Source organism: Nocardia ignorata NBRC 108230, assembly GCF_001612905.1.
Taxonomy (GTDB): domain Bacteria; phylum Actinomycetota; class Actinomycetes; order Mycobacteriales; family Mycobacteriaceae; genus Nocardia; species Nocardia ignorata.
Genome location: NZ_BDBI01000009.1, coordinates 139,174 through 160,348, shown reverse-complemented (window position 1 = coordinate 160,348; position 21,175 = coordinate 139,174). Strand labels below are relative to the sequence as shown.

Genomic DNA, 21,175 nt, shown 5'->3' with positions numbered 1-21,175 from the left:
GTCAATCGTCTTCTTCGTCGAAGTTGAACGCATTCTGCTGTGCGGCTGGCTTCTTCACAGACTGGGCTACCTCAAGGATCTCGGGCCAGCTCGTGACAAGCGTGTTGAAACTCAGCGCATCCTTTGTCCAATTATTGCCCTCCGCGATGCGGAACAATAGATGGGCAAGTTCCTTCACCAGATCGGCTTCAACAGCACCGTCCGGGCGAGTCAACGCAGCCTGTAAGAAGTCGCCCGCCGGCGCAATGCCGTCACGCTCCAGCACCTTGATCAGGTGGTGCAGCGCCTCCCAGTTGCTGGTATGCATGTCTTTGAGGACGTCGTAGTTCCACGACAGGTCAGCGGGTCTGATCAACTGGGCGTTCCCCGCACGACTCGTCAGAATCTCATCGCGATCCATGCTCTCGACATTGGTGTTTCTGGCGTTTGCCAGGCTCTGCGCCTCACCGTAAGGGCCCACGGTGTACCCGCGTTGCCGGTACCAGGCAATTGCGAATCGTGAAGTCGGGTCGAAGTCACCTTCCTGCTCATTGAGCACCTGATCAAGAATCTCATTGATGCGCGCCAACGCTGAGCGGACCGTCATTTTCTTGCCGTCGGGCTCAAGGACAGCTGCGTATCTGCTGAATACAGCCATCCCCGGCCCGATCGCTGCTTGAGGCAGGTCGACGGGGGCAATCTGGCCCTGCTGCAGTTTCCGGAGGGCCTCAGGCAGTTCGGCTTCCATTTTATGGATGAAGCCGCGGCGATCTGTGGTCGGCGCGTCGATGGGACGGGGGCGAAGAGATAGGACAATCGATGATGCAAGCGCGTTCTTTTTGTTGCCGATCAGCCGAACGCTCGACTCGGTGCGCATCGGCCAAGTCGACGTGATCTCCCAACCGGATCCGATCATGCCTTCGAGGAGGGTCTCCCAGCCGGTTGAGGCCTGGCCTGCCTCGTCAGCGTCACTTTGCTTAAAGGCGTAGTACACGGTAATCGGCCAGTCAGAAGACGCTGACTCGCGTGCCGACGCAAACACCTGCTGGAAACCGGTTTCGAAAAACTCCTGTGCGCCCAGTTTGCCGTTATGACGATAGGGGTTCGCAACGAGCTCCTCGGCTTTCGGTACGAGAAGAGTCTCGAACAACTCAGGGTATATGGAGCGCAACATTTTACGCTGCCACACATAGAAGAAGTCAGAAAGATCCGAGTATCCGATGTTGTCGTAGTAGGGCGGGTCCGTCGAGATCGCACCAACCGCAGCATTGGTCGCCGCGTCCGATTGGCGAACCTGGGCGGATCGGGTAGCAGGTAGCCAATCAACCACCTTTGCGACCCAATTCAACTGCCCTGAATAGCCACCGGACGATTCAGAGAATGGCATTACTTCGGCGTAGTCCCAGGACATCGGGATCGCCTGGCGGCCAAAGACATTGCGAAGCTTCTCGCCGGTGTTATGCCAGCTACAAATGGAAGACCAGTAATCGGCACAACGTGAGACAGACAAGGCGAGATAGGTAGCGACAGCATCCGCATAAGCGACTGATCCACTATCGGCCTCTACCTGCGACCGCGCCTCCCCTACGAGCTCACTAAAAGTGCAAAGTGCTGTCAGTTGACGCGGCGTGAACAGATCCGAGAACTCGGTGAAACCGTAAGTCGGCGCCTTCAGGTCCCTCGGATAGTAGCCAAGGGTTCCAGAGACCGAGTCGGATGGCGTATCGACCTCTGCTGCGTGCTCGTGGGCTGCGGTCGGACCAATGTAGTGGCGACGCCGATTCCCCTCAGCAACCGTGGCCATTAACTGGCTTCCAAGCCTCTTAGCCCGTCCTTCTTCACGAATGTAGGCGAGCGACGCCCCGGTGCCGCAGGAGATGCAGGTTGCTCCAGTTCTCCCGACCGTACCGTCATCTGCCTCTGCGGGACCGCCACCACACCCCTGAATCACCTGGAACTCGACACGAAGGCCGGAAGGATCGTCAGCCGATCCCGTGATTCGGGGCGCGATGTATGCTTCCCTCCCCCGCTTCTTACAGAGCCACCACGACTTCACAAGCGGCAAGTCGATCGCGCATGCCGGGTTGGGGCAGCTGACGGTCCGGGCCCAGATCCAAGCGATAACAGTGGCTTGCGAGCCATCAGCTAGCACGGCCGTCGGGTAGAGCTGGCCAATCCGCCGCTGCGCTTGATCTCGCATCCATGTGCCATACGCGCGAACATCCGCTGCGAGGCCCTCTGCCCCCTTCCACATCCGGATCTGCGACCCTGCGAGTCCCGGGAACGCTGGAGCCTGGTCCCTAAACTTTCCAGGGATCTCGATCAGTGCCTTGTTTATTAGTACAGCTACTGGGTTCAGATCGGACGCTTGAGCGTCAAGCCCGAGTCGCTGGGCTCTAGTGGAATCGTGCCGCCTCCAGCGAAAGGGTCCACGATCCGCGGCGGATTCCCGTCCGTCGACTTCAGGATCTCCTCACGTGCCTCATCAAGCAATCTTTCGTCACGGACGTTTTCCCAAACCACGAGCCTCTCGATGATCGAGTGCAGCCGGTCCCGTTCCTTCCGCTGGAGCTCCTCTGTTGGAAACTCCCCCGGCCGCGCACTCGGGTCGTCGACCAACTGGGCGAAGAGAACTGCGCGCGCGGCCGCAAGCGGACGCCGAGCCCACCACAAGTGCAAGGTGGAGGGGTGGCCGTGCCGGATCGCCTTCTCCCTGGCGGACTCCCGGTTGATGGCCTCGAGTGGCAATGCCACCTCGATCAGCTTTCGTTTGTGCACTAGTTCCTCGACCCTTCGTGCCCGAGATGACGGGCGAATCCTCGCCGACGATGCGGCACGTGACGTTTACATGAACTTACCGGTGGTGTCCGACAGTCTGGAGCGCGAGTGATTCGTCGGGCCCTGGAGCATCAGAAGGGCTGGGTGCCCTTCGCCCAGGTTTTCGCCCAACTGCCGCGGATACCGGTGGCCTCAAAGTCGCCGAGGTCGGTAGTGGCGAAGGGATCGCCCAGATACTTCACCTCATCGAGCTGCGGACCGCGAGGGTCAACCCTCACCAGCGCGAGGCGGTACCGCGGAACGGCGTTCTTGCCCGTCATGACTTCGTTGTGGGTTACAAAGAAGTCCTTCGCGCCGTCGATGCGCGCCTTGACCTCGATCCGGTAGGTGTCGCCGTTGGCATCAGTTGAGAGGATGTCGAAGCCCTTATTGTTAAACGCCTGCTCCACAGGCTTGCGACCCAACTCGCGCTCGCGTGTCAGCACAAGATCGACACCACGCCGCTCTACTTCCTTGGTCTCCTTGGCATGTATGGGCGCGGTCGCCGGGATCTCGCCTTCCATCATCCCAATCGGAAGCACCAACGCTGCCGTGACGATGTGCGGGGGCTTGGTCGACATAAGCCGTTGCTGGTCAAGCAAGGCCAGTCGCTTGCGGAGGCGCACGTCGAGCTCGACTGCCTTCCTGTTTAGGCTGTCGGAGGATTCCTTGGGCTTCTCGCCCTTCTGTTCCTTCTCCGATGCCACTGCGGCATCGAGCAGCAGGCGCTCGCTCTCGGAACTGAGCCGCTTTGTCACTAGGTCGCGGGCCTTCTGAAGCTCCGCAAGCCGCCGCGGCTGAACCTCGGCGAGGTATTCCGGAAGTTGATTGGCGATGATCCAGCTCATGCCCTTGTCCTCGGCGTCGGACAGCCATGCCAGGCTTCGGGCAGCATCAGCGACAGGGCCCTCGGGTGCTGCCACGCAGTCGAGGTACGGCGCAGGGCCAGCGGGACCGACGGCGCCGAACTGGTCGACATAGGCGTAGCCAAAGCGCCGCGCGACCGACCCACCGGTGGCGTCTGCGACCTCTTCGACGACACCGACGAGGAGATGGGGTTCTTCCAGGGTCGGGGAGACGAGGATCGTGCCCTGGTTAAGCGCGGCACCGAAGTTTCGGATCGCTTCGCCCATGACAGCGTCATGCAATGGGTGGCCTGGCGCCAGGAGATCGGCGCGGGTCCGGTCCCCGGGCTGGACGTGGCTGAGATCGAAGGTGACCCGGTCGTACTTCGTCGCGATCGGTCCAGTGCCGGCTGCACGGATGTGCTGCGGGACGTTCGCTACTTCGTAGCGCCCCTGTTCACGCTTGACGATGCGACCGCCGAGCTTGGTGAACGCGGCCTTGAAGGCGAGCTCGATGTAGTGCGGCTGCAGACGGCGCGCGCGTGCTTCGTCCATCGCAGCCCGCAGTGCGTGGAGATCGGCCTCGGCGAGGTGCTCGGACGCGAGGGCTCGCTCATCGAGCAGGTCCTTGAGCCCGTCGCCGACGGAGGCATCGATGACTTCGTGCATCTTGGCTTTCACATCGGAGCGCTCGCCGTACTGGATGGCCTCCAGCAACAGATCTCGCAGTGGGATGTCGGTGAAGGCCTCGCCTAGAACGTCGAAGACCTTACCGCCGTATGCCTGCCGCATCTGTTCGAGCTTCTCCAGCAGCCGGGTGAAGACCTCGCCCTCGCGGGTGTTCGAGGCGACCAGGTTCCAGAGACGGCAAACTTCCTCCTGGCCGATGCGGTGGACACGGCCGAAGCGCTGCTCGATGCGGTTCGGATTCCACGGGAGGTCATAGTTGACCATCAGGTGGGCGGCCTGGAGGTTAAGACCTTCACCAGCCGCATCCGTGGCCAGCAGGATCTGGCAATCGCGATTCTTGGTGAACTCCTCGGTGATCTGACGCCGTTCGGCGCGGCGTACGCCGCCGTGGATTGCGCGGACTGCGTCGGGCTTGCCGAGGAGCGAGCCGATCCTGCCCCGGAGGTAGTCGAGCGTGTCGCGGTGCTCGGTGAAGATGATGAACTTCCGCGGCCAACCGTTCTTGTCGGTGACAAGCGCGTTGTCCTGAAGGATGGTCGACAGCTCGGTCCATTTACGGTCGGTGCCGGCTTCGCGAACGAGTCTCGCGGTCTTGATCAGGGCACCGAGTTCGACGAGCTCAGCGTTGAGCTCTGCGACCGTGCGGGCTGCGGTTGCCGTGTCGAGGAGCTCCTCCTCCATCTGCTCCAGCTCTTCAGCATTGAATTCGTCCTCATCGATGTCACTTACATCGATGGTCGGTTCGCTGTCGCGGAAGGTGCCGTTCTGGATCTCGACCTTCTTGCGCTCCAGTCGCTCGGAGCGCCTGACGAGGCTCTTGTAGATCGCCTCCGGGCTGGACGCGAGGCGTCGCTGGAGGACTGTCAATGCGAAGCCGACGGTGTTCTTGCGCTTGCCACCGACACGCTCAGCACGATTCATACCCTCGCGGACGTAGTGGGTCACATTCTCATAGAGGTCGTATTCGAGCGCCGTCAGCTCGTATGGGACCGTCTCTGCGATGCGTTCCGGGAAGAGCTTCTTGCCCTCGAAGGTCAGGAGGTCCTCCTTGACCATGCGGCGCATGATGCCGCTGACATCGGCGGTCTTCTTCTGCTTGCCTTCGAACCGGTCGCGGTCGAGCAGGGTGAGAAAGAGTTGGAAGTCTTCCTCCTTGCCTGAGTGCGGTGTTGCGGTCATCAGGAGCAGGTGGCGGGTGATCTGGCCGAGGATCTCGCCGAGTAGGAATCGCTTGGTCTTACGCAATTCTCCGCCGAAGTAGTGCGCCCCCATCCGGTGTGCCTCATCGACGATGATCAGGTCCCACTCGGTTTCCTTGAGCTGGGCCTGAAGCTGCTCGTTGCGGGAGAGCTGGTCCATTCGCGCGATCAGCAGCGGGTTGGTCTCGAAGACGTTGAAATTCGCCTGAGCGTCGATGAGCTGGTTGGTCAGCAGATCGAAGCGGAGGCCGAACTTGAAGAAGAGCTCGTCCTGCCACTGCTCGACCAAGCCGCCGGGAGCGATGATCAGGCACTGCTTGACGTCGTCGCGGAGCAGCAGCTCCTTGACGTAGAGGCCAGCCATGATCGTCTTGCCTGCGCCGGGGTCGTCGGCAAGGAGGAACCGGAGCGGGGTCCGCGGCAGCAGCTCGCCGTACACCGCGCGAATCTGGTGCGGCAGCGGTTGAACGTCGCTAGTGGCGACCGCGAGCATTGGGTCGAACAGTCCGGCCAGGGAGATGCGCTGGGCCTCAGCGGCGAGCTTGAAGTCGCTGGCGGCGGCATCGAAGGCGCGACTGCCACTCTGGGCGACGCTGAGGTTGTCCTGGTCCTTTCGGAACACGACCTGCTGGCCGAGACCACCCGCAGCGTTCTTGTAGGTGAGCTCGAGTGCATCCACGCCGTGCCACTGCGCGGCGATGACGGTGATCACCTCGGCCGGGATGACCCCGTCGATCCGCAGACCGGGCTTCAGCTCTTCAAGCTGCACGTATGAACCTCCTGGTTGACAGCTCACTAAGGCTACCCGGCCCTCGAGTCGAGCTCGGCCGAGCCAAACAGCTTCAACTGCAAGTGATCATCGCGGTTGCTCCAGGCTGTGCGGACGGACTGGTGTACAGAATATTCCTGTCCGTCGTGGCGCTCAGAGCGTGTGTCGGTGCGTCGCCGCAGGTGCAGCAGAATGCCACAGCTCGATTAGGTCATCGCTCCCCCAGGAGAACCGAATCGAGGCGATGACGGGTGGTTATAGGCCGAGCGTTCGCTGGCGGACTCCCTCCATACCTCAACCATCCAGAAATCGGACCCGGCGGGTGTGCAGCGACCGCAGCGACCTTCCGAGGAAACTCCGGATGCTGAAACCGGTAGCTTGCTAGAGACCGGAAGTTCCGCTGAGTCCTGCGGCCGTGCAGGTACGTTGCGCGAGGAACGTGGCCAGCCGTTCTGGGTTCACGACCGCGTTCTTGTCGAGCGCGTCGCCGAGCACAGCTCCATCGACTCTGTCCCACACCGATACTCGGGCCAGCCGCACCGTCGGTGTCTGTGTGGCGATGAGGTCTTTGACAGAGTCGTAGAGGGCGCGCTGCTTCCAGCGCGGCGCACCAGCACCATCGAGGTCACCGGTTGGCCCGGGCAGGCCGAACATCGCCTCGCACGGTCGCGTCGTCCAGCGACTGCCCCATCGGCCCGCGGCCAGACACTGCTGCTCGTGATTTGTGCAGAAGTCGAGATAGTCCGCGTGCCAGGGCAGCACGGAAGTCTGGAACGCCATCAGTGTCTGGGCGCGATACCGGTTGAAATGAAGCTCTTCATCGAGTTCAACCACCAGCCCGCTGGTGAAGGCCAGGTCCCAAGCGCCGGGACGAAGTCGCGGCATCGGCTGGGTGCCCCCGAGCTCGGTGTAGAGGGCGTCAAGCTCACCGACGGCAGCGGAAGTCAGATCCGCCAACCGCGGGGCCGGCGGTACGGAGGCCGGCGCCAACCCGGCCTGTGTCAGCAGCGCCTGTAGCTCAGCGGCGCGTCTACCGGTGCGAACCATAACCCTAGTCTGCACCCGCCTGACCAGATATCGACCCGGCTGGCCACCTCCCGCGGTGTGCCGGGTGGTCGTCAGGCACGAAAACCTGTGGTTGATCATGGTGGGGTCGGCAAGATTGACGCTGACAGCTGGAGAAGGAGATCGTTCCTTGTACGAAGAGCAGTTCGCCGGTGCCTATAGCACCAGCCCTCAACCGGCCGAGCAGAACGCCGCGGTGCAGATGCGGGCGATGGGATTTGCCGACGCGTCGTCACGGCAAACGGCGCCGACGGCAGCATCGATGTCCTGTCCAGTAGTGCTCTGGCGCAGGTGAAATGGCGTGGTGGCGCAGTTTCGCGCCCGGACGTGCAGCAATTCTTCGGCACCCGCGGCAACGACTGCGGTAAAGCGCTACTGTACTTCGCTGCCTCGGACTACTCCCAGCCCGCGGTCGGTATCGCTGCGGCATGCCGCGACATCGCGACCACAACGACCTGCATCGACGTCACACCCGCGACCCGACAGGCAGCAATCGCCAGACACCGCCGCCGAGGCGAGACCGAGGCCGACCGCAGCGGCCGCGTCAAACCCGTGGAGTAATCACATCGCCCGTGGTCGCCGCAGCGCCGAGTCTCTTCGCCGGCGACGACCTACTTCGCTGCGGCGAGGTCGGCGACTGTGGCGGGCCGGTTGATGGTGTCAGCGTGGACACAGCGTCCGACGCAGATTATCTTCGATCTCCGCTTGGGATGCTGCGATGTTCACCAGTGTCCACGTTGATGTCGAGGTCCGCATCGATGCACATCCCGAGAGCCCGGCGTACAGCGCATTTCCGCGGCCAATGCGCACGAGTTGCCGGTGTTGTTCGATGTCTACTCCACCCGCGCGCATGGTCTCCTCGTTGGGCAAATGTTCGCAGATCCAAATCGTGAACTCAGCTGCCGCGCCGGAGCGGAGCTGCTGGAACTCGCGATCCACAGTGTTGTACAGGATCTGGGCCATCTCCAGTGACTCGTCGGGGGTGCTTGCACGTAGCAGGGTGAGCGCGTTCGCAAGGTCGGTGATGAACTCATCCGCGGTCGGATCGGACTGGTACCGGTCGCATGAACTATCCGTCGCGGCACTGTGCAGTTCCGGTGTCACCGTCGTGAGCGCCACAGTGCTGTGACGGCCTTCGTCGGAGGCTTCTCGACTGCAACCGGCGATCGCGACGACGACGGCGAGCGCAAGTAGCCCCTGCCGGAGCCGCCACGCACGGAGTGCTTGCCGGTATTGGTGCGTCATTCTGAGAACATAGGTCTGTCGTATCTGTGCTGGCTGTCCGTCAAGCGGCAGATACCGGGCCCCGTTGGCAGTCGATAACATTCAAGTGCGGGCCACGAGCAGGTCTTGCGGCCAAGCCACCAGGAGCCTAAGTGATGTCCGCGTCTGCTGTAGCGGTTTCGTAGGCGTCGACGATACCGCTGGTCGGCTGGGTCAGTGTTGCCAGCGCTGAGGTTGTCCTACTCGCCATCGCCGCGTTCTGACCAGATGACGTTGATTGTTGGGGAAACAGGGCATACGACGCAACGTGCTGGCCCTTCCTTGCTGTTCATTGGCAGAGATGTCGGAGGCGGTCGGTAGGGTCGCTGTCCATGCACGTGAAGTTCGGGTTGTGGCGGTTGGACGGTGGCGATGTACGACCGGTGGCTTCCAGCGTCATCGCTTCGGAAGACCGGCTGGAGGAAATCCTCGAGAACCGGACCGACATCTTGGGGTCGGGCACTTTGCTGCTCCTCGGGCGCCAAGTCGTCACCGATTTCGGCAAGCGGGTCGACTTGCTGGCGATGGACGGGCAGGGCGATCTGCATGTCATCGAGCTGAAGAAAGACAAGACGCCGCGCGACGTGGTCGCGCAGGCGTTGGAGTACGGATTCTGGGTGCAAGGCCTGTCGTACGAGGCGATTCGGGATTTGTACGCAAAGCACCATCAGGGACAGGACTTCGACTCCGCGTTCACCGATCATTTCGAGACCGATGTGCCGGAAACACTGAACTCCGGCCACCATCTGGTGATCGTGGCGACCGGGATGGATACGAGCACGGCGCAGATCGTGGAGTACATCCGCGGCTACGGTGTCCCGATCAACGTGCTGTTCTTTCAGTACTTGAAAGATGACAACCGGGAGTATCTGGCTCGGTCGTGGCTGAGCAATCCCGATCTCGAACCTGCCACCGGTGGGTCCGGTGCGAAGAAGCAACCGCCCTGGAACGGGCTCGACTTCTATGTCGCTGTCGGTGAAAGCCAGCACCGCAGTTGGGATGACATGCGACGATACGGATTCGTTTCGGCAGGCCACGGAGACAAGTACCGCAAGGCGATGATGAACTTGTCTCCGGGCGCGCGGGTGTGGGCTGCGATTCCGTCGACCGGGTACGTCGGTGTCGGTGAGGTCGCCGCGACCGCGGTGCCGGTGGCGGAGTTCGAAGTCGAGGTCGATGGTGTGACGATGCCGATCCTGCAAGTTCCGCTGCGGGCCGCACAGATGGGCGAGGACGCGGATGATCCGGCGCTCAGTGAGTACCTCGTCCGTGTCCGCTGGATCGACTCGCGCCCGCGGCAGGATGCGGTGTGGGTCAAGGGGATGTACGCGAACCAGAACGTGGTGACCAAGTTGCGGCAGCCGTTCACGTTGCAGCGTCTTGCCGAGGCGTTCGACGTCGACGAGTGACCGCACCGAGGCACATACCGGCTTTGCACATCACCGTAACGGGGGCGCAGATTCCGCCGGAATGTTTGAAACTGACTCTATGATCACAGCTGATCTGGATTCGGATCCTGGTGGCATGCGATCACTTTGCCTTGCGCGGGATGACGATGCGTGCTTGTTCGTTGTGGCAGTAGATCATGACTTCCTCTGCGGTATCGCCGTCATTGTTGTATGCGCATGTCCATGGCGAGATCGCCGAGCGCCCATCGGCGGTGAACCTCTGAACGATGTCGAGCGCAGACTTGCAATCTATGGGACCTGAATGGGTTCGGACGGTCAGGGGCGCGTGCCCCAAGGGTGAGGGGACCTCTCCACATTCCGCTCCGAAACCGAGCACACTTGTGCCTGGGCACTGGTGCTCGATGGCGAGCCAATTGAAGTCCCGGTACATTTTCAGTCCGTCGGCGATCTGTTGGGGATTCTGTTCACGGAGCATCCTCAGCGATTCTTCGAAGCCTTCGCGGATCTGCCGGGCGGTGTCGGTCTCTTCTGGATCGTGTGTCCAGCCGTCAAGCACTGCCTCGATCTTCCTGATCTCGCCGTCGACAAAGGATTGCGGATCGGCCTGGGCGGCGGCGGCCTGCTCATCTGCCTCTTCGAGATAGGCATCGGCGGTCATGCCGTCGACCGCGCCACAGACCATGCGGCCGCTGGCACGCAGCAGATGCGGTGTGCGGGTGATCTGCTCGCGGTCGTCCCACATCGGGCCGAGCCGAGTGAAGACCGAGGTGTCGTATTCGCATACCGCTTCGGCGAACCGGGCGTCACCGCCCTCCGGCACTGCCGAGTACAGGTCTTCTACGAGCTTGGCGCGGACACCCGCCGGCGAGGTATCGATCGATGCCAGGGGACCGGTCAGCGATTCGAAGGCATTGACTGATTCTCGTGCTTGTTCTTCGACGCTGGTGCGTTCCCCTGTAGACGGATGGATGAACGTCGCCGACATCAGGGCGTCGGCGAGCTCGTCGAGTGTCGAGTTCGGACCACGTGCGTCGACGCAGCCGGAATCGGCGCTGATCCCTAGTTCGTCACGCACGAGATCTGTTGCGGAGCACGACGAGAGGACTGCAATGACCAGAGGTACAACACAGCAGAGAGCTACTACTCGGACCGGCATAACGGGAAGTGTCCGCTCCTGTGGTGTCCAATGTCTGTCCGATGATCAACCGACAGCGTGGACGCAATCGGCGGATCCGGACATCGCCGAAGGAAGCCCGCCGAGTGCCGGACTCACAACGGCACCGAAGAGCTGCAGTGTGGATCCGGTAAGTCGCAGCAGGGTCGTCGGCGCTCGGTCTCCGCTGTCCACAGTGGTCGGAGTCGCGCCGTCCCGTGATCGCCTTGGCAGTCAGAAGCGCGGACCTGGGAACTTACCATCGACGTCGGGGACGGCCGTGTACTCCTGGCAGGTGGCGTAGCCGTAGACGTTGGGGTTTCCGGGGTGGTTCCCCGTTCCGTGGACGAGGGTGTCCTCGATGCAGTTGCTCGAGCCTAAAGCGCTGGGTGCGTGCGCCAGCACGGTTGTGGTCGCGACGCGTCCGACAGGGATGACCTGCCAACCTCGGGCGACGACGTTGTTGTCGGAGATTCTGACTACCGGGTCGTCGGAGGAATTCTGGATATAGAGGTACCCGTCGTAGAGCGCGACCGAATCGATATCCATCCCCTCGGTTCGGTCGATGTCGATGACGAAGACATCAGCCCATGTCGTCCGATCGACCACCTTGTACATCGGCTGTGACCCAATCATGTACTGCACCGCCATCAGGTTCGTCATAGGGTCGGGCCGCAACGCTCGAGCGTGCCGAAGGACACCAGTGGCGGGATCGGCGGGTTTCCCGGTGGCCTCATCGAACCACCCCATACCGTCGGGGTATCCAAATCCGTATCCGTGGTCGGTCACGGTGTCGAGTGACGGGCCGACCATATCGCCTGCAGGTGGTACTTCGTATTTTACGGTTCCGGTGACCGCCGACACCACAGTCAGTCGTCGCGGGCAGACACCGCATTCCCCGTGCGCGCGGACAGCGTAACTGGTGCGGGTCGAGGCCAAAACTTCACTACCGGAAATGGTCCACAGGTGCTTGAGCTCGACACCGGAGTAGCCTCTGACCTGCTGAGAATCGTCGCGGTCTCGGATGTTGAACGAGACCGCGATGCCCGAATCCGATCCGCGCAGAGTGACATTCTGCGGCTGCTCGCGTCCCTTCCAAACGGTGACCTTCGTAACCGGGTCTGTCTGGCCTAGCTGGTAGGAAACCAGCGAAAGCTCACGGAATTCGGGTTCCAGTCCCGACGATGGCGTGAACGACACGACGGCGTAGGTGACGCGGAAGTCGTCGCCGGAGCCGGAGGTCGCGCAGCCGTCGGCCATGACCTTGTCCTTCGTTCCTGAAACGCTCGGCACCGCGAACTCGTGGGCTGTGGCCATTCGGTCGGGGAACCTGACAACTGCAGGACTCTCTTTGGGAGAGAAGTTGGTGAACGGGCGGTCGCAGTGCATCGCCACGACTCCACGACGCAGCATCACCTCCGCCCACTTCGGATTCGTGAAGACTGTCGGGCCGGCTGGTGCGACATCGGCGGTCGCCGACGTGGTCCCAGATTTCGAGGTTGTCGCAGGAATGGTCGGCGTCGGCTGGGACGACGTGCATCCGGCGGCGATACTGACGGCAAACGCCAGCAGGAAAACACGAATCACGGTGTGTGGCATGGTCCGTCCTGGTTGCAGTGTGCCGACCTCCGGAGATCCGGTGCTCGGCAATGGCGAAGGTCGAGCCGGCATGTGTTCGTCCGGTCGAGTCGGATCAGTGCTGCCGGTGGCGTCGTTACCCGACGCTGCAGCAGGTCGGGTGTGCGACGTGCAATGCTGCGCCGGCGGGACAGAAGTATCCCGCCACCGCCGCTGGCCTGTCTGTAGGGCGATCGGCAGACACGGGTGGGGCCATTGGGACAGCTACAGTTGGTCGGGGTTGACGAGCCCATCCTGGATCGCTCGGGCGACGAGCGCTGCCTTGGTGGATGCGGGACGCCCGACCTGGGCGTACTTCGCGCGGATCCGTTCGAGGTGGGTGTTCACAGTTCCGGGGGTGATGAACAGTCGTTTCCCGACCAGTGCTTTGGATTCGGTTTGAAACCAGGCGAGCAGGACTTCCCGTTCGCGCGGTGACAGGGTGGGTCTGTTCGGGCGGGTGTCCTGGCTCATCGCCTGAGCCATCGTGGGGCTGAGATAGGGGCGGTTAGAGCCTGCGGCGTGTAGGGCGGCGACGAGATGAACATCCCCTTCCAGCTTGGACAGGTAGGTGACCACGCCCAGGTCGAGGCAGTCGAGGATGAGGTCGCTGCGGGTGTGCTGGGAGAAGACCACGATCCGGAACCCCTTCTCGCACAGTGCTGCTGTGGAGCTCAGATCGGGGCTGGATTCGGCGAACTGCAGATCCAACACGACCGCGGCGATGGTGTGCGGGTTCGCGTCGGGGTCGGCCAGGATCTCGCCGGGGCTGTGGTAGCGGGCGATGACGTGGATCGGTGGGTCTGCGGCGGCGCACCAGCCGGCGATGCCGGCGTGGACGACCGAGTGGTCGTCGACCACCGCTACCGGCATGCCGCTGTCACTGGGGTGGAGCACCTTCACCTCTGTCGTCCGGGACACTGGCTGTCTGCGCCCCGACTTCGGTCGTGATCAGGGCAGCGGCACTGTCGCCCAGACAAGACCGCCGGAGCCGATCAGTGTGGCCTGTGGTGCGATCGCGGTGACAGCTTGGGTGCAGGTGTCGTCGCAGTCGCAGGTGATGCTGAGGTCGGCTGGCTGGTCGGGCATGCTGGTGATGACGATCTTGGCGCGGGTTCGGGTGCCTGCGAGCAAGATTATCGCGACGGTCAGCGCCTCGGTGTGCGCTTGTGGATCGAGATCGACGGTCCTGCCGATCGAATGGGTGGTCACTGCGACCCCGCGTGCTTCGGCAGCCTCGATCGCGGGGGCTAGTTCGTCGAGCAACGCCGCCGCAGGTGGGTCCTCGACGAACAGCCGTCGCAGCCGGGTCGACTCGAGCGAGCATGCCGCTCGGACCGCCGGTATCGACGCAGAGCCGGGGTCATCGGCCAGCCGTTGCAGGACCGGAACGAGTTGGCGGGACATGCGCTGGTAACGCTCGCGGCGGTCCTGGTGTAGTGCCGCAGTGAGTGTGGTCTGGATCTGCAGATCGGCCAGGTCTGTGCCCGCTTGTCGCGTCCGTCGCACGGCCAAGCGCAGGAAGTCGCTGAATCCGAGCGCGACGCCCTGGAGGACCGTCACGCTGATCACGGTGTACAGCAGTGTCGACAGAACCCCGGTGGTGGCGACAGTGACCGCGGCGGCTGCTCCGGCAAACCACAACGCACCGAGCAGTGCCAGCCCGACGCGGCTTCCCCGACGCACCGACAAGGCGGCGAGTTGCCAGCCGAGCGCGGCCACAGCCCAGTTGGCGCTACTGGTGACCTGCTCCGCGGTCAGCAGTGCCGTTTGCAGCGGCGCGAGTACCACCACAACCGTCGCCGTAGTCCACCACAAGGCAGTGGGAAGGCGATGGCGGATCTCTGCGACCGCGACGAACGCGGTCAGCACGGCAGTGACCAGAATGCCGGCTTGCGCCATGGGGTGCGCAGCGGAGAGGGCGTTGAGCCCCTGTAGTCCGGTGACGACGACAGCGATCACCACCAACCCGTACCCGTAGCCGCGCAGCAGCCGCAGCGCGTCGTCCGCGTCGCTGCGCAGGTCGGGTTCAGGGGTGGCATCCCACCGGATCTCGACCGTGGTTCCCGCGCCCGGCGACGAGACGATCTCAGCGGTGGCCCCCGCATCGGCGAGACGACCGCGGATCGAGTTCCGTACGCCGAACCGGCCAGGTGAGAGCGCGGCGTCGCTTGGATCGAAGCCGACTCCGTCGTCGATGACGCGCACTCGCCGATCCCCGAATTCGACCGTCACCAAGCTCGCTTCGGCGTGCCGGTCGACATTCGTCAGTGCCTCGCCCACCGCTGCCACCACTGCCTGGCTGGTGCGCGGATTCTCCGGTCCCGCAGCGCGACCGCGGAACTGGACCGGGGCGTCGGTCCATCTCGCGTGCTCATCGATCCCGCGGGCGAAGTCGTCGGTGTTCAGCGCCTGAGCGCCGCGCCGTACGGCCTGCAGGTCGCGGCGAGCTTGGGCACGCAACCGGTCGTCGTCGACCACGATGCCTTGGCCGACCATCGCCAACGTCGACGCGGCGGTGTCGTGCAGTGTCGCCCACGTCTCGCGCTCGTCGCGGCGGCGAGCCGCCATGACCTCAGCGTCGATCCTGCTGGTCGTGTACTGGGAGAACGCCTCGTCGGTGATCTGCGCCGAACGCAGGACGAGCGAACGCAACACCGCGGCAACGGCCCACTCGACCACCAGAAAATCGAGGCTGAAAATTGTCCATGGCCGATCGACACCGGGCACCAGCACCGCACCCGAAGCCCAGGTGGCAACCACGATCACCGTGGCGGTCAACGACACGTGAACCGGGCGCGACATCGCCACCGTCACCACCACCGTCCCGGCGACCGCCAACATCGGACTGGCCGCCGTCGTGAACGCCGGACCGTCCACCACCACGGGCGTGCACACCAAGTACACCCCCGCCACGATCAACTCCCACACTGGATTCCACGGCCGGGTCCACCGCCACAGAGCCCACACCAACAGCCCGGCATGGATGAGCATCGACGCGACGCCGACACCACCACCGAACAGATACACCACAGCGACAGCCGCCTCGACCACACTCAACGTCGACGCTGCGATCCGATCGATCCGCGTACCCAGCACCGGCCGCGTCGACGCCGCATCCGAACTCACCCGCCTCATTATTCGCCCACCGATCCCGGCCGGGTACCCGACATGGACCGATATCCCTCGGTCCAGCGAAGGGCGGCAAGGAAGGAAGCGGATGCCACTACCACTCAAGCGGGGCGTCGAATTCGCATTGCCAGCAGACGAACTCGGACCGGCCGGGCTCGACGTTCTGTTCAGTGCCGCATCGTGGGCACCGAATCCTTCCCCACCCCCGCGGGGTTCGCGCCCGGCCCGGCACAACCAGCGCCACCACGATCCCGATCACCCCGGACACCACGCCGAGCGCAAAGTAGCCGACACCACTGTTGCCCTTCGACCCGGCGATCGCAGCGGCCAGCACGCCGCACACCACCGCATACCCAACGAGACCGATCAGGAACACGCTCGAAACGTTCTCCACGACAGCCCATCCTTATCAGACCTGCCCTGTGATTCGGCCGCCAGGCAACAGCGGCCACACCGACGCGCGCAGGGCAATGGAGCGCTCTGCCTCGGGCGGCAACCCAACCACGCGGTCGAGTTGCCGCCGGAACCGGGACCGGACGTGTTCCCGAGTTCGCGCCCGGTCCAAGCAAACACCTACGGACAGCGGACGGTGTAATCCCACTTGGTGCCGCTCGGGCCGGTGACCCGGACCGTGACCGAAGTCGCCGCACCGGCCGGAACCGCGACGACCGCCGAGCCGGTGCCCTGGTTGATCTGGTCGCCCACATAGCCGGTGTCATGAATCTGAGAACCTTGATAGAACACCTGGATACGATCAGGAACGTCGTAGGTCTCATAGACCAGAACGAAGCTGGTCGGTCCCCCGGTACCGAGCTGATGAATCGTCGTGGTGACGCCCTCGCCGCCGGACCTGGTCGAATTGTTGCACTGCTGCGTCGCCGCTGAACCGCTGCCGAACAGCTCACCCAAGATGCCACTACCGCCATCGAGAATGCCGCTACCGGTGTCGATCACCGCGCTGCCGGAATCACCGCTGCCGGTATCTGCTAGCGACACACCAGGTGCTGCACCGATCGACAATACCAACGCCGCAAGGCCGGCCGTCACCAAAATGGTCTTCGAATTCATCGTCGTACGCACAGTCTGTTCCTCCGCTGGATACGCGTTCTCTTCATCAGGCAAGGTCGTGCAAACTCACTCGAAAAACGTATGGCGTGAACAGAGACGGAGGTATCGGTCGAACAGGGGACACCAATATCGATGGCCGACTGCAGCGCCGACACAGGTCGCCCGAAGCACCATCGCTGGTCCAGTGAAGGTTGGAACGAACGGCCTTACGCCCGGTGTATCCGAACGCACAGACCTTTCGCGGCCCGACAGCGATATCCCTCCCGCGGCGCGTACACCGTTGCCACCGCGGCAACCAATGCGAGCGTGGATCACGCACAACTGGTGTCCAGGTTCACGACCAAAACCAGGGTAGGGCTTGGGCACGGCATACATCCTTCCAGCGGTGCCTGTCGGCACCACAGATCAGATGTCACCTATTCGTGCAGCAGTCCCCAGCGCCAGGGCTTCCCTAGTCGCAGACGGCTCGTTGCAGAGTGAGTTTGTTCGGGTCTGGTTTCAGGCGGCTGGGCCTTCGGGACCGTCGAGGCCACACGCGAGGCCCTACTCCGCCAGTACCTGACCGATTGCCCTGGGCACAGCGACGTGTCTCCCACGTCGCTACGATGCGTTCGGCAGTGGTCAACGAAGGGGGATTGTGGTGGGAATCCGAGACCGCGTGACGGACAGTGCATCCTCGATGCTGCAGGCCGGTCGAGACCGCGTACACGCGGTCCGCGGCCCCGCCCGATCGATCAACGATACGTGGAAGCGCCGACGATTCTTCGCCACCAACCCGTCTCGGGCCGCGGACTCCTACACCCGGACACGAGAGAACGAGTTTTTCCAACTCGCGTCCTCACTTGTCTCCGACATCGAACGTATCGAGACCGACACCGAGTACCAGTACCGCGCCGACACCGCCCAGGACCGTCGGAATGCCCGCGCAGACGCCGTCGCCGCGCGTCATGACGCCAAACGCGCCTTCCCCCACCTGCTTCGGGTGCTCGACACCGAGGTCGCGCCCACCTCCGCCGACGAGGTCGTGGCCGCGGCACGCGCGCTCGCCGAGAGTCTCCGGCAATACCTGCGTGGTAACACAGTCTCCGAGCATCTCCACCCGACGGACGCGCTGTCAATCCTCTATTCCGCCATGTACGACCAGGACGAGTGGGATCTTCCCGACGAAAACCGGGACACTGACGACCCATCAGACTAGAACGCGCGAGACGCCGGTCGACCGCCGTTGGCGAACTGGTGGAGCGTCTCGGTTTGCCCGGGGAGCACGAACCTTCGCGGGGGTGGCGCGGGCCGCCCCCCAGGCTCGTCCCCGCTCGCGCGGGGAGCACATCACCGATCCGCAGGCGCCTGGGCCTCACCTGGGCTCATCTCACGGGCTGCGGGACGGCGAGTCCGGCGGTGTGAGATTCATCTGTGCCGGTTCGCCGAGCACAGGCTAGGGCTCGAACACCCCGTCCAAATAGCTCAGGTCGAGCTCGGATCGCATGTCGACGAGAGTGTCCCCGTAGTCGAACGTCGCAGATGGATGCTCTTTCCATTCGTCCATCGACGCCAACGAGCTTGCATGAGTGGGGACGTACTCCACGTCGGGTCCGGCCACCTTTCGATACAACTCTTGGACGGCGCCGTGCGAGGGCGATACTGAGCCGACCGCGCTTTGCCGACGTCCAGTGCGGAGCGCCTCCGGAATGCACACCAAATTGCTCGACACCGTGCCGAGGTAGCTCTCGATCCCCGAGTGGTGCAGTTCCCGCGCGATCATCGTATTGAGTACGAATTCGGCGGAGACCATCACCAGCGGACCGGCATGTAATGCGCTGTACCAAGACACTCCGCGCTCTCCCGCCTCCGAGCGGGCATCGAAACGCATGTAGTCGAACTGGACACCTGGGTAGGTGTCCAGGGTCCAGATGAAGTGCGTTCCGAAGTACTGAGGTTGGCCGGTTGCGGTGAATCGGATCTGGCGCCTGTGCTCGACCGGCACGTCGAATCGGGTGCCCGTCTGCGTCGCGAGGGCTCCAACGACTATCGACCAGTGCGCCAGCCGGAACAGATCTCGGGGTGGCGGGACCCCAATCCCACGCATGATCGACCCCAGGACGGGCGCAGCAGCCTTCTCGATCGGCTCCATCCAGCGCGAGTTGCACCGGACGCACAGGATTTTCACGTTCATCTCGCGTACATCGCCAGGGCGAAGCAAATCCCGCTCCACACCGCCCGACCTGACACTCGACGACGCGAGAGTCAGCCCTTCGGATTCGTTCGCGAGCACTTCGCGAATGCGCTGATGGAACAGGTGGGCACGAGTGAGTTTCTCGTCGGTTCCGCAGTAGAAGCACTCGGCCATGCATCCCCTCCTGACGTTGCTGGTGCCCCGATGGCTCCAGGACAGTAGTCGCGATTCACCGGCAGGTCGTTTCCGATGCGTGCCCGGCACGTACCCAATGCCCGCGCTGGATGGCTACGGCGTCGGCCGCGGGTCATCCGGCGAGAACAGACCCGGTGCGATCTCGTCGATGAGACCTTCGAACTCACCATCGGGATCGAACGGCCAACCGCAATACCGATGGACCAGCACCAGCGCGTTCTGCACCGAGCCGACGGCTAGCCGGACGAGCTTCTCCAGTTCGGTCAAGGAGACCACGTTCTGCGTGCCGAAGTGCTCACCGTGTGCGATGAAACGCCGGCGGTCACGAATGGTCGAGATCGTCGGGTGAGTTTGATTCGACAGGTGGACATAGAGCCCCTCAGCGACCACCCCGTCGACCGATGCCATCCTGCTGCGGTGCAGGTAGTCGAAGAACCAGACCACCGTCTGCGTCAGGCTGAGGTTGCGCTGGCCGTGGATGGTCTTCGGCGCGTTGAAGTTCGCCCCGACCGTCTCCGGGAACACCGCCTTGATCTCAGTACGAATCGCCTCGAACACCTGGGTCGCACCCTTGTAGCCGGGCGAATCCTTGCCCATGAGCCTCTGCGCAGCCAACTTCCGGTCCACAGCACTCGTATCGTGGTCGATGTAGGTGCGCGCCAGCCGATTCAACGCCGGAACGGACGCGAGCTCGTCGTCGATCAACCAGCAGGCCCGCGCGCAGTTCTCGATCACCGACCGCGCGAGCTGCGGCGGTGCGGCGATGACCTCCCCAGCTTCACAGACAGCCGCGAGGGCCGCGCAGTTGTGTACCGCCAGTTCGAGATACGCACACACAGTTTCCAGGACGAGCCGATCATCTCGGATCTCGGCCTGCCCGGCGAAGACCGCGACATCGGCAGCCGCGACGGAGCCCTCGACGGGCATCCAGTGGTGCGCCTGAGAGGTCCGCAGAAGGGCTTCGCGACAACTCCGCAGAAGATGAGCGAGGTCGGTCATCCGGGCGCGGAACTCCGGAGACGACACGTGGCTGTAACGCACCCTCGGACAGTACGCGCCACAACCCGCCATGCCCACCGAATTTCATCGGTCAACGGTCCGGCCCGGCGCCGCGTTGGTTACAGCGTGCCGCGATCTGATCGCAACCACCGGCACTAAATCACCGAGGCGCCGAAGAGCTCCCCTTCGTCACGACCAACCCGTGGCGTGGACGAGATGCTTGGTCCGCTCGCTGGCCACCATCAGCAACGAAATCGACTCCACCCACGCGACGAGCGCAATGTCGTCACGGCCGATGAGGTCCAGTCCCGACGCCGCGGTGGCAAGCCCGAACCCACGTTGCGGAGGGCTGTGCAACAACCTCTGGGCCGGGACCAGCGCCGTCCAGACACACCTGCACCGCCCCTTCGTCGGTGTCCGGCTCCCTCACAGAAGCCACACCGACGCCGAGGGCACCACCTCGGATCCCCTCGGCGAAACGCTGTGCGGACACCCGGATCCGGCCGACGTCGCGACCCTGAAGACCCTCGCCCTCGGCTGGACCGACGACTTCTTCAGCGCCACGCGCACCCCCGCCTACTACCCCTCCGGTCCTGCGGGCACCATTCCCATTGCCCCGGAAGCGGTTCCACTTGCGGGCAGCCAGACGGTCGGCGGCGGACATGCGGGTAGCTGATCGGACCGCCCGAGGTCGAGACGCCGTGCCCGCAACACGTCGACGAGGGATTCCAGCACTCCGTGCAGTTCGGTGGATGCGCAAGAATAAAGCGAAAGTGCCCGGCGAGTCACGCCGGACAGCATC

General features: G+C 63.5%; 15 protein-coding genes and 1 pseudogene. 4 read left to right on the top strand and 12 right to left on the bottom strand.

Annotated elements, in window-relative coordinates; all coding sequences use genetic code 11:
- Position 1: 1 nt before the first annotated feature.
- The 3 genes and pseudogenes from NI2_RS32925 to NI2_RS08295 all read right to left on the bottom strand — a co-directional run bounded on the left by NI2_RS32925 (position 2) and on the right by NI2_RS08295 (position 7,346).
- Positions 2 to 2,757: pseudogene (locus tag NI2_RS32925) on the bottom strand (DUF1156 domain-containing protein).
- Positions 2,758 to 2,888: 131 nt separating this feature from the next.
- Positions 2,889 to 6,299, bottom strand: a complete 3,411-nt coding sequence (locus tag NI2_RS08300) for a helicase-related protein (RefSeq protein ID WP_067488108.1) — start codon at positions 6,297 to 6,299, stop codon at positions 2,889 to 2,891.
- Between the two features lie 381 nt (positions 6,300 to 6,680).
- Positions 6,681 to 7,346 (bottom strand): DUF7255 family protein, encoded by a 666-nt coding sequence (locus tag NI2_RS08295; RefSeq protein ID WP_243750079.1) that lies wholly within the window; start codon positions 7,344 to 7,346, stop codon positions 6,681 to 6,683.
- Positions 7,347 to 7,580: 234 nt separating this feature from the next.
- On the opposite strand from NI2_RS08295, the gene NI2_RS35670 reads away from it, so the two are divergent.
- Positions 7,581 to 7,925: a restriction endonuclease gene (locus tag NI2_RS35670; protein WP_084476151.1), complete on the top strand. Its 345-nt coding sequence runs from the start codon at positions 7,581 to 7,583 to the stop codon at positions 7,923 to 7,925.
- A gap of 99 nt (positions 7,926 to 8,024) precedes the next feature.
- Here the strand turns inward: NI2_RS35670 and NI2_RS08285 are convergent, their stop codons facing one another.
- On the bottom strand, positions 8,025 to 8,609 hold the full coding sequence (locus NI2_RS08285; RefSeq protein WP_133734192.1) for a hypothetical protein: 585 nt from the start codon (positions 8,607 to 8,609) through the stop codon (positions 8,025 to 8,027).
- A gap of 350 nt (positions 8,610 to 8,959) precedes the next feature.
- Between NI2_RS08285 and NI2_RS08280 the strand changes: the two genes are divergently transcribed.
- A complete protein-coding gene (locus tag NI2_RS08280; protein WP_067488102.1) occupies positions 8,960 to 10,036 on the top strand; it encodes a DUF8606 domain-containing protein in 1,077 nt (358 codons plus the stop codon).
- Positions 10,037 to 10,157: 121 nt separating this feature from the next.
- Here NI2_RS08280 and NI2_RS08275 read toward each other — a convergent pair whose 3' ends face one another.
- From NI2_RS08275 to NI2_RS08250, 6 genes are all read right to left on the bottom strand, one after another.
- Positions 10,158 to 11,111, bottom strand: a complete 954-nt coding sequence (locus NI2_RS08275) for a hypothetical protein (protein ID WP_067488100.1) — start codon at positions 11,109 to 11,111, stop codon at positions 10,158 to 10,160.
- Positions 11,112 to 11,423: 312 nt separating this feature from the next.
- Positions 11,424 to 12,788, bottom strand: a complete 1,365-nt coding sequence (locus NI2_RS08270; protein ID WP_133734191.1) for a hypothetical protein — start codon at positions 12,786 to 12,788, stop codon at positions 11,424 to 11,426.
- A 243-nt stretch (positions 12,789 to 13,031) separates the two neighbouring features.
- Positions 13,032 to 13,679, bottom strand: a complete 648-nt coding sequence (locus NI2_RS08265) for a LuxR C-terminal-related transcriptional regulator (RefSeq protein ID WP_067488331.1) — start codon at positions 13,677 to 13,679, stop codon at positions 13,032 to 13,034.
- Between the two features lie 78 nt (positions 13,680 to 13,757).
- Positions 13,758 to 15,935 carry an ATP-binding protein gene (locus NI2_RS08260; RefSeq protein WP_067488096.1) on the bottom strand — a complete coding sequence of 726 codons (2,178 nt, stop codon included), beginning with the start codon at positions 15,933 to 15,935 and terminating at the stop codon, positions 13,758 to 13,760.
- Positions 15,936 to 16,032: 97 nt separating this feature from the next.
- Positions 16,033 to 16,314 (bottom strand): hypothetical protein, encoded by a 282-nt coding sequence (locus NI2_RS08255; protein WP_133734190.1) that lies wholly within the window; start codon positions 16,312 to 16,314, stop codon positions 16,033 to 16,035.
- Between the two features lie 197 nt (positions 16,315 to 16,511).
- Complete coding sequence (locus tag NI2_RS08250) at positions 16,512 to 17,006, bottom strand: hypothetical protein (protein WP_067488092.1); 495 nt, start codon at positions 17,004 to 17,006, stop codon at positions 16,512 to 16,514.
- Between the two features lie 658 nt (positions 17,007 to 17,664).
- On the opposite strand from NI2_RS08250, the gene NI2_RS08245 reads away from it, so the two are divergent.
- Positions 17,665 to 18,204, top strand: a complete 540-nt coding sequence (locus NI2_RS08245; protein ID WP_133734189.1) for a hypothetical protein — start codon at positions 17,665 to 17,667, stop codon at positions 18,202 to 18,204.
- A 237-nt stretch (positions 18,205 to 18,441) separates the two neighbouring features.
- Here NI2_RS08245 and NI2_RS08240 read toward each other — a convergent pair whose 3' ends face one another.
- Positions 18,442 to 19,353, bottom strand: coding sequence for a hypothetical protein (locus tag NI2_RS08240; protein WP_067488088.1), 912 nt, complete (start codon positions 19,351 to 19,353; stop codon positions 18,442 to 18,444).
- Positions 19,354 to 19,467: 114 nt separating this feature from the next.
- Complete coding sequence (locus NI2_RS08235) at positions 19,468 to 20,373, bottom strand: hypothetical protein (protein ID WP_067488085.1); 906 nt, start codon at positions 20,371 to 20,373, stop codon at positions 19,468 to 19,470.
- Between the two features lie 295 nt (positions 20,374 to 20,668).
- On the opposite strand from NI2_RS08235, the gene NI2_RS08230 reads away from it, so the two are divergent.
- A complete protein-coding gene (locus tag NI2_RS08230; RefSeq protein WP_133734188.1) occupies positions 20,669 to 21,049 on the top strand; it encodes a hypothetical protein in 381 nt (126 codons plus the stop codon).
- The last annotated feature ends 126 nt before the right edge of the window (positions 21,050 to 21,175 follow it).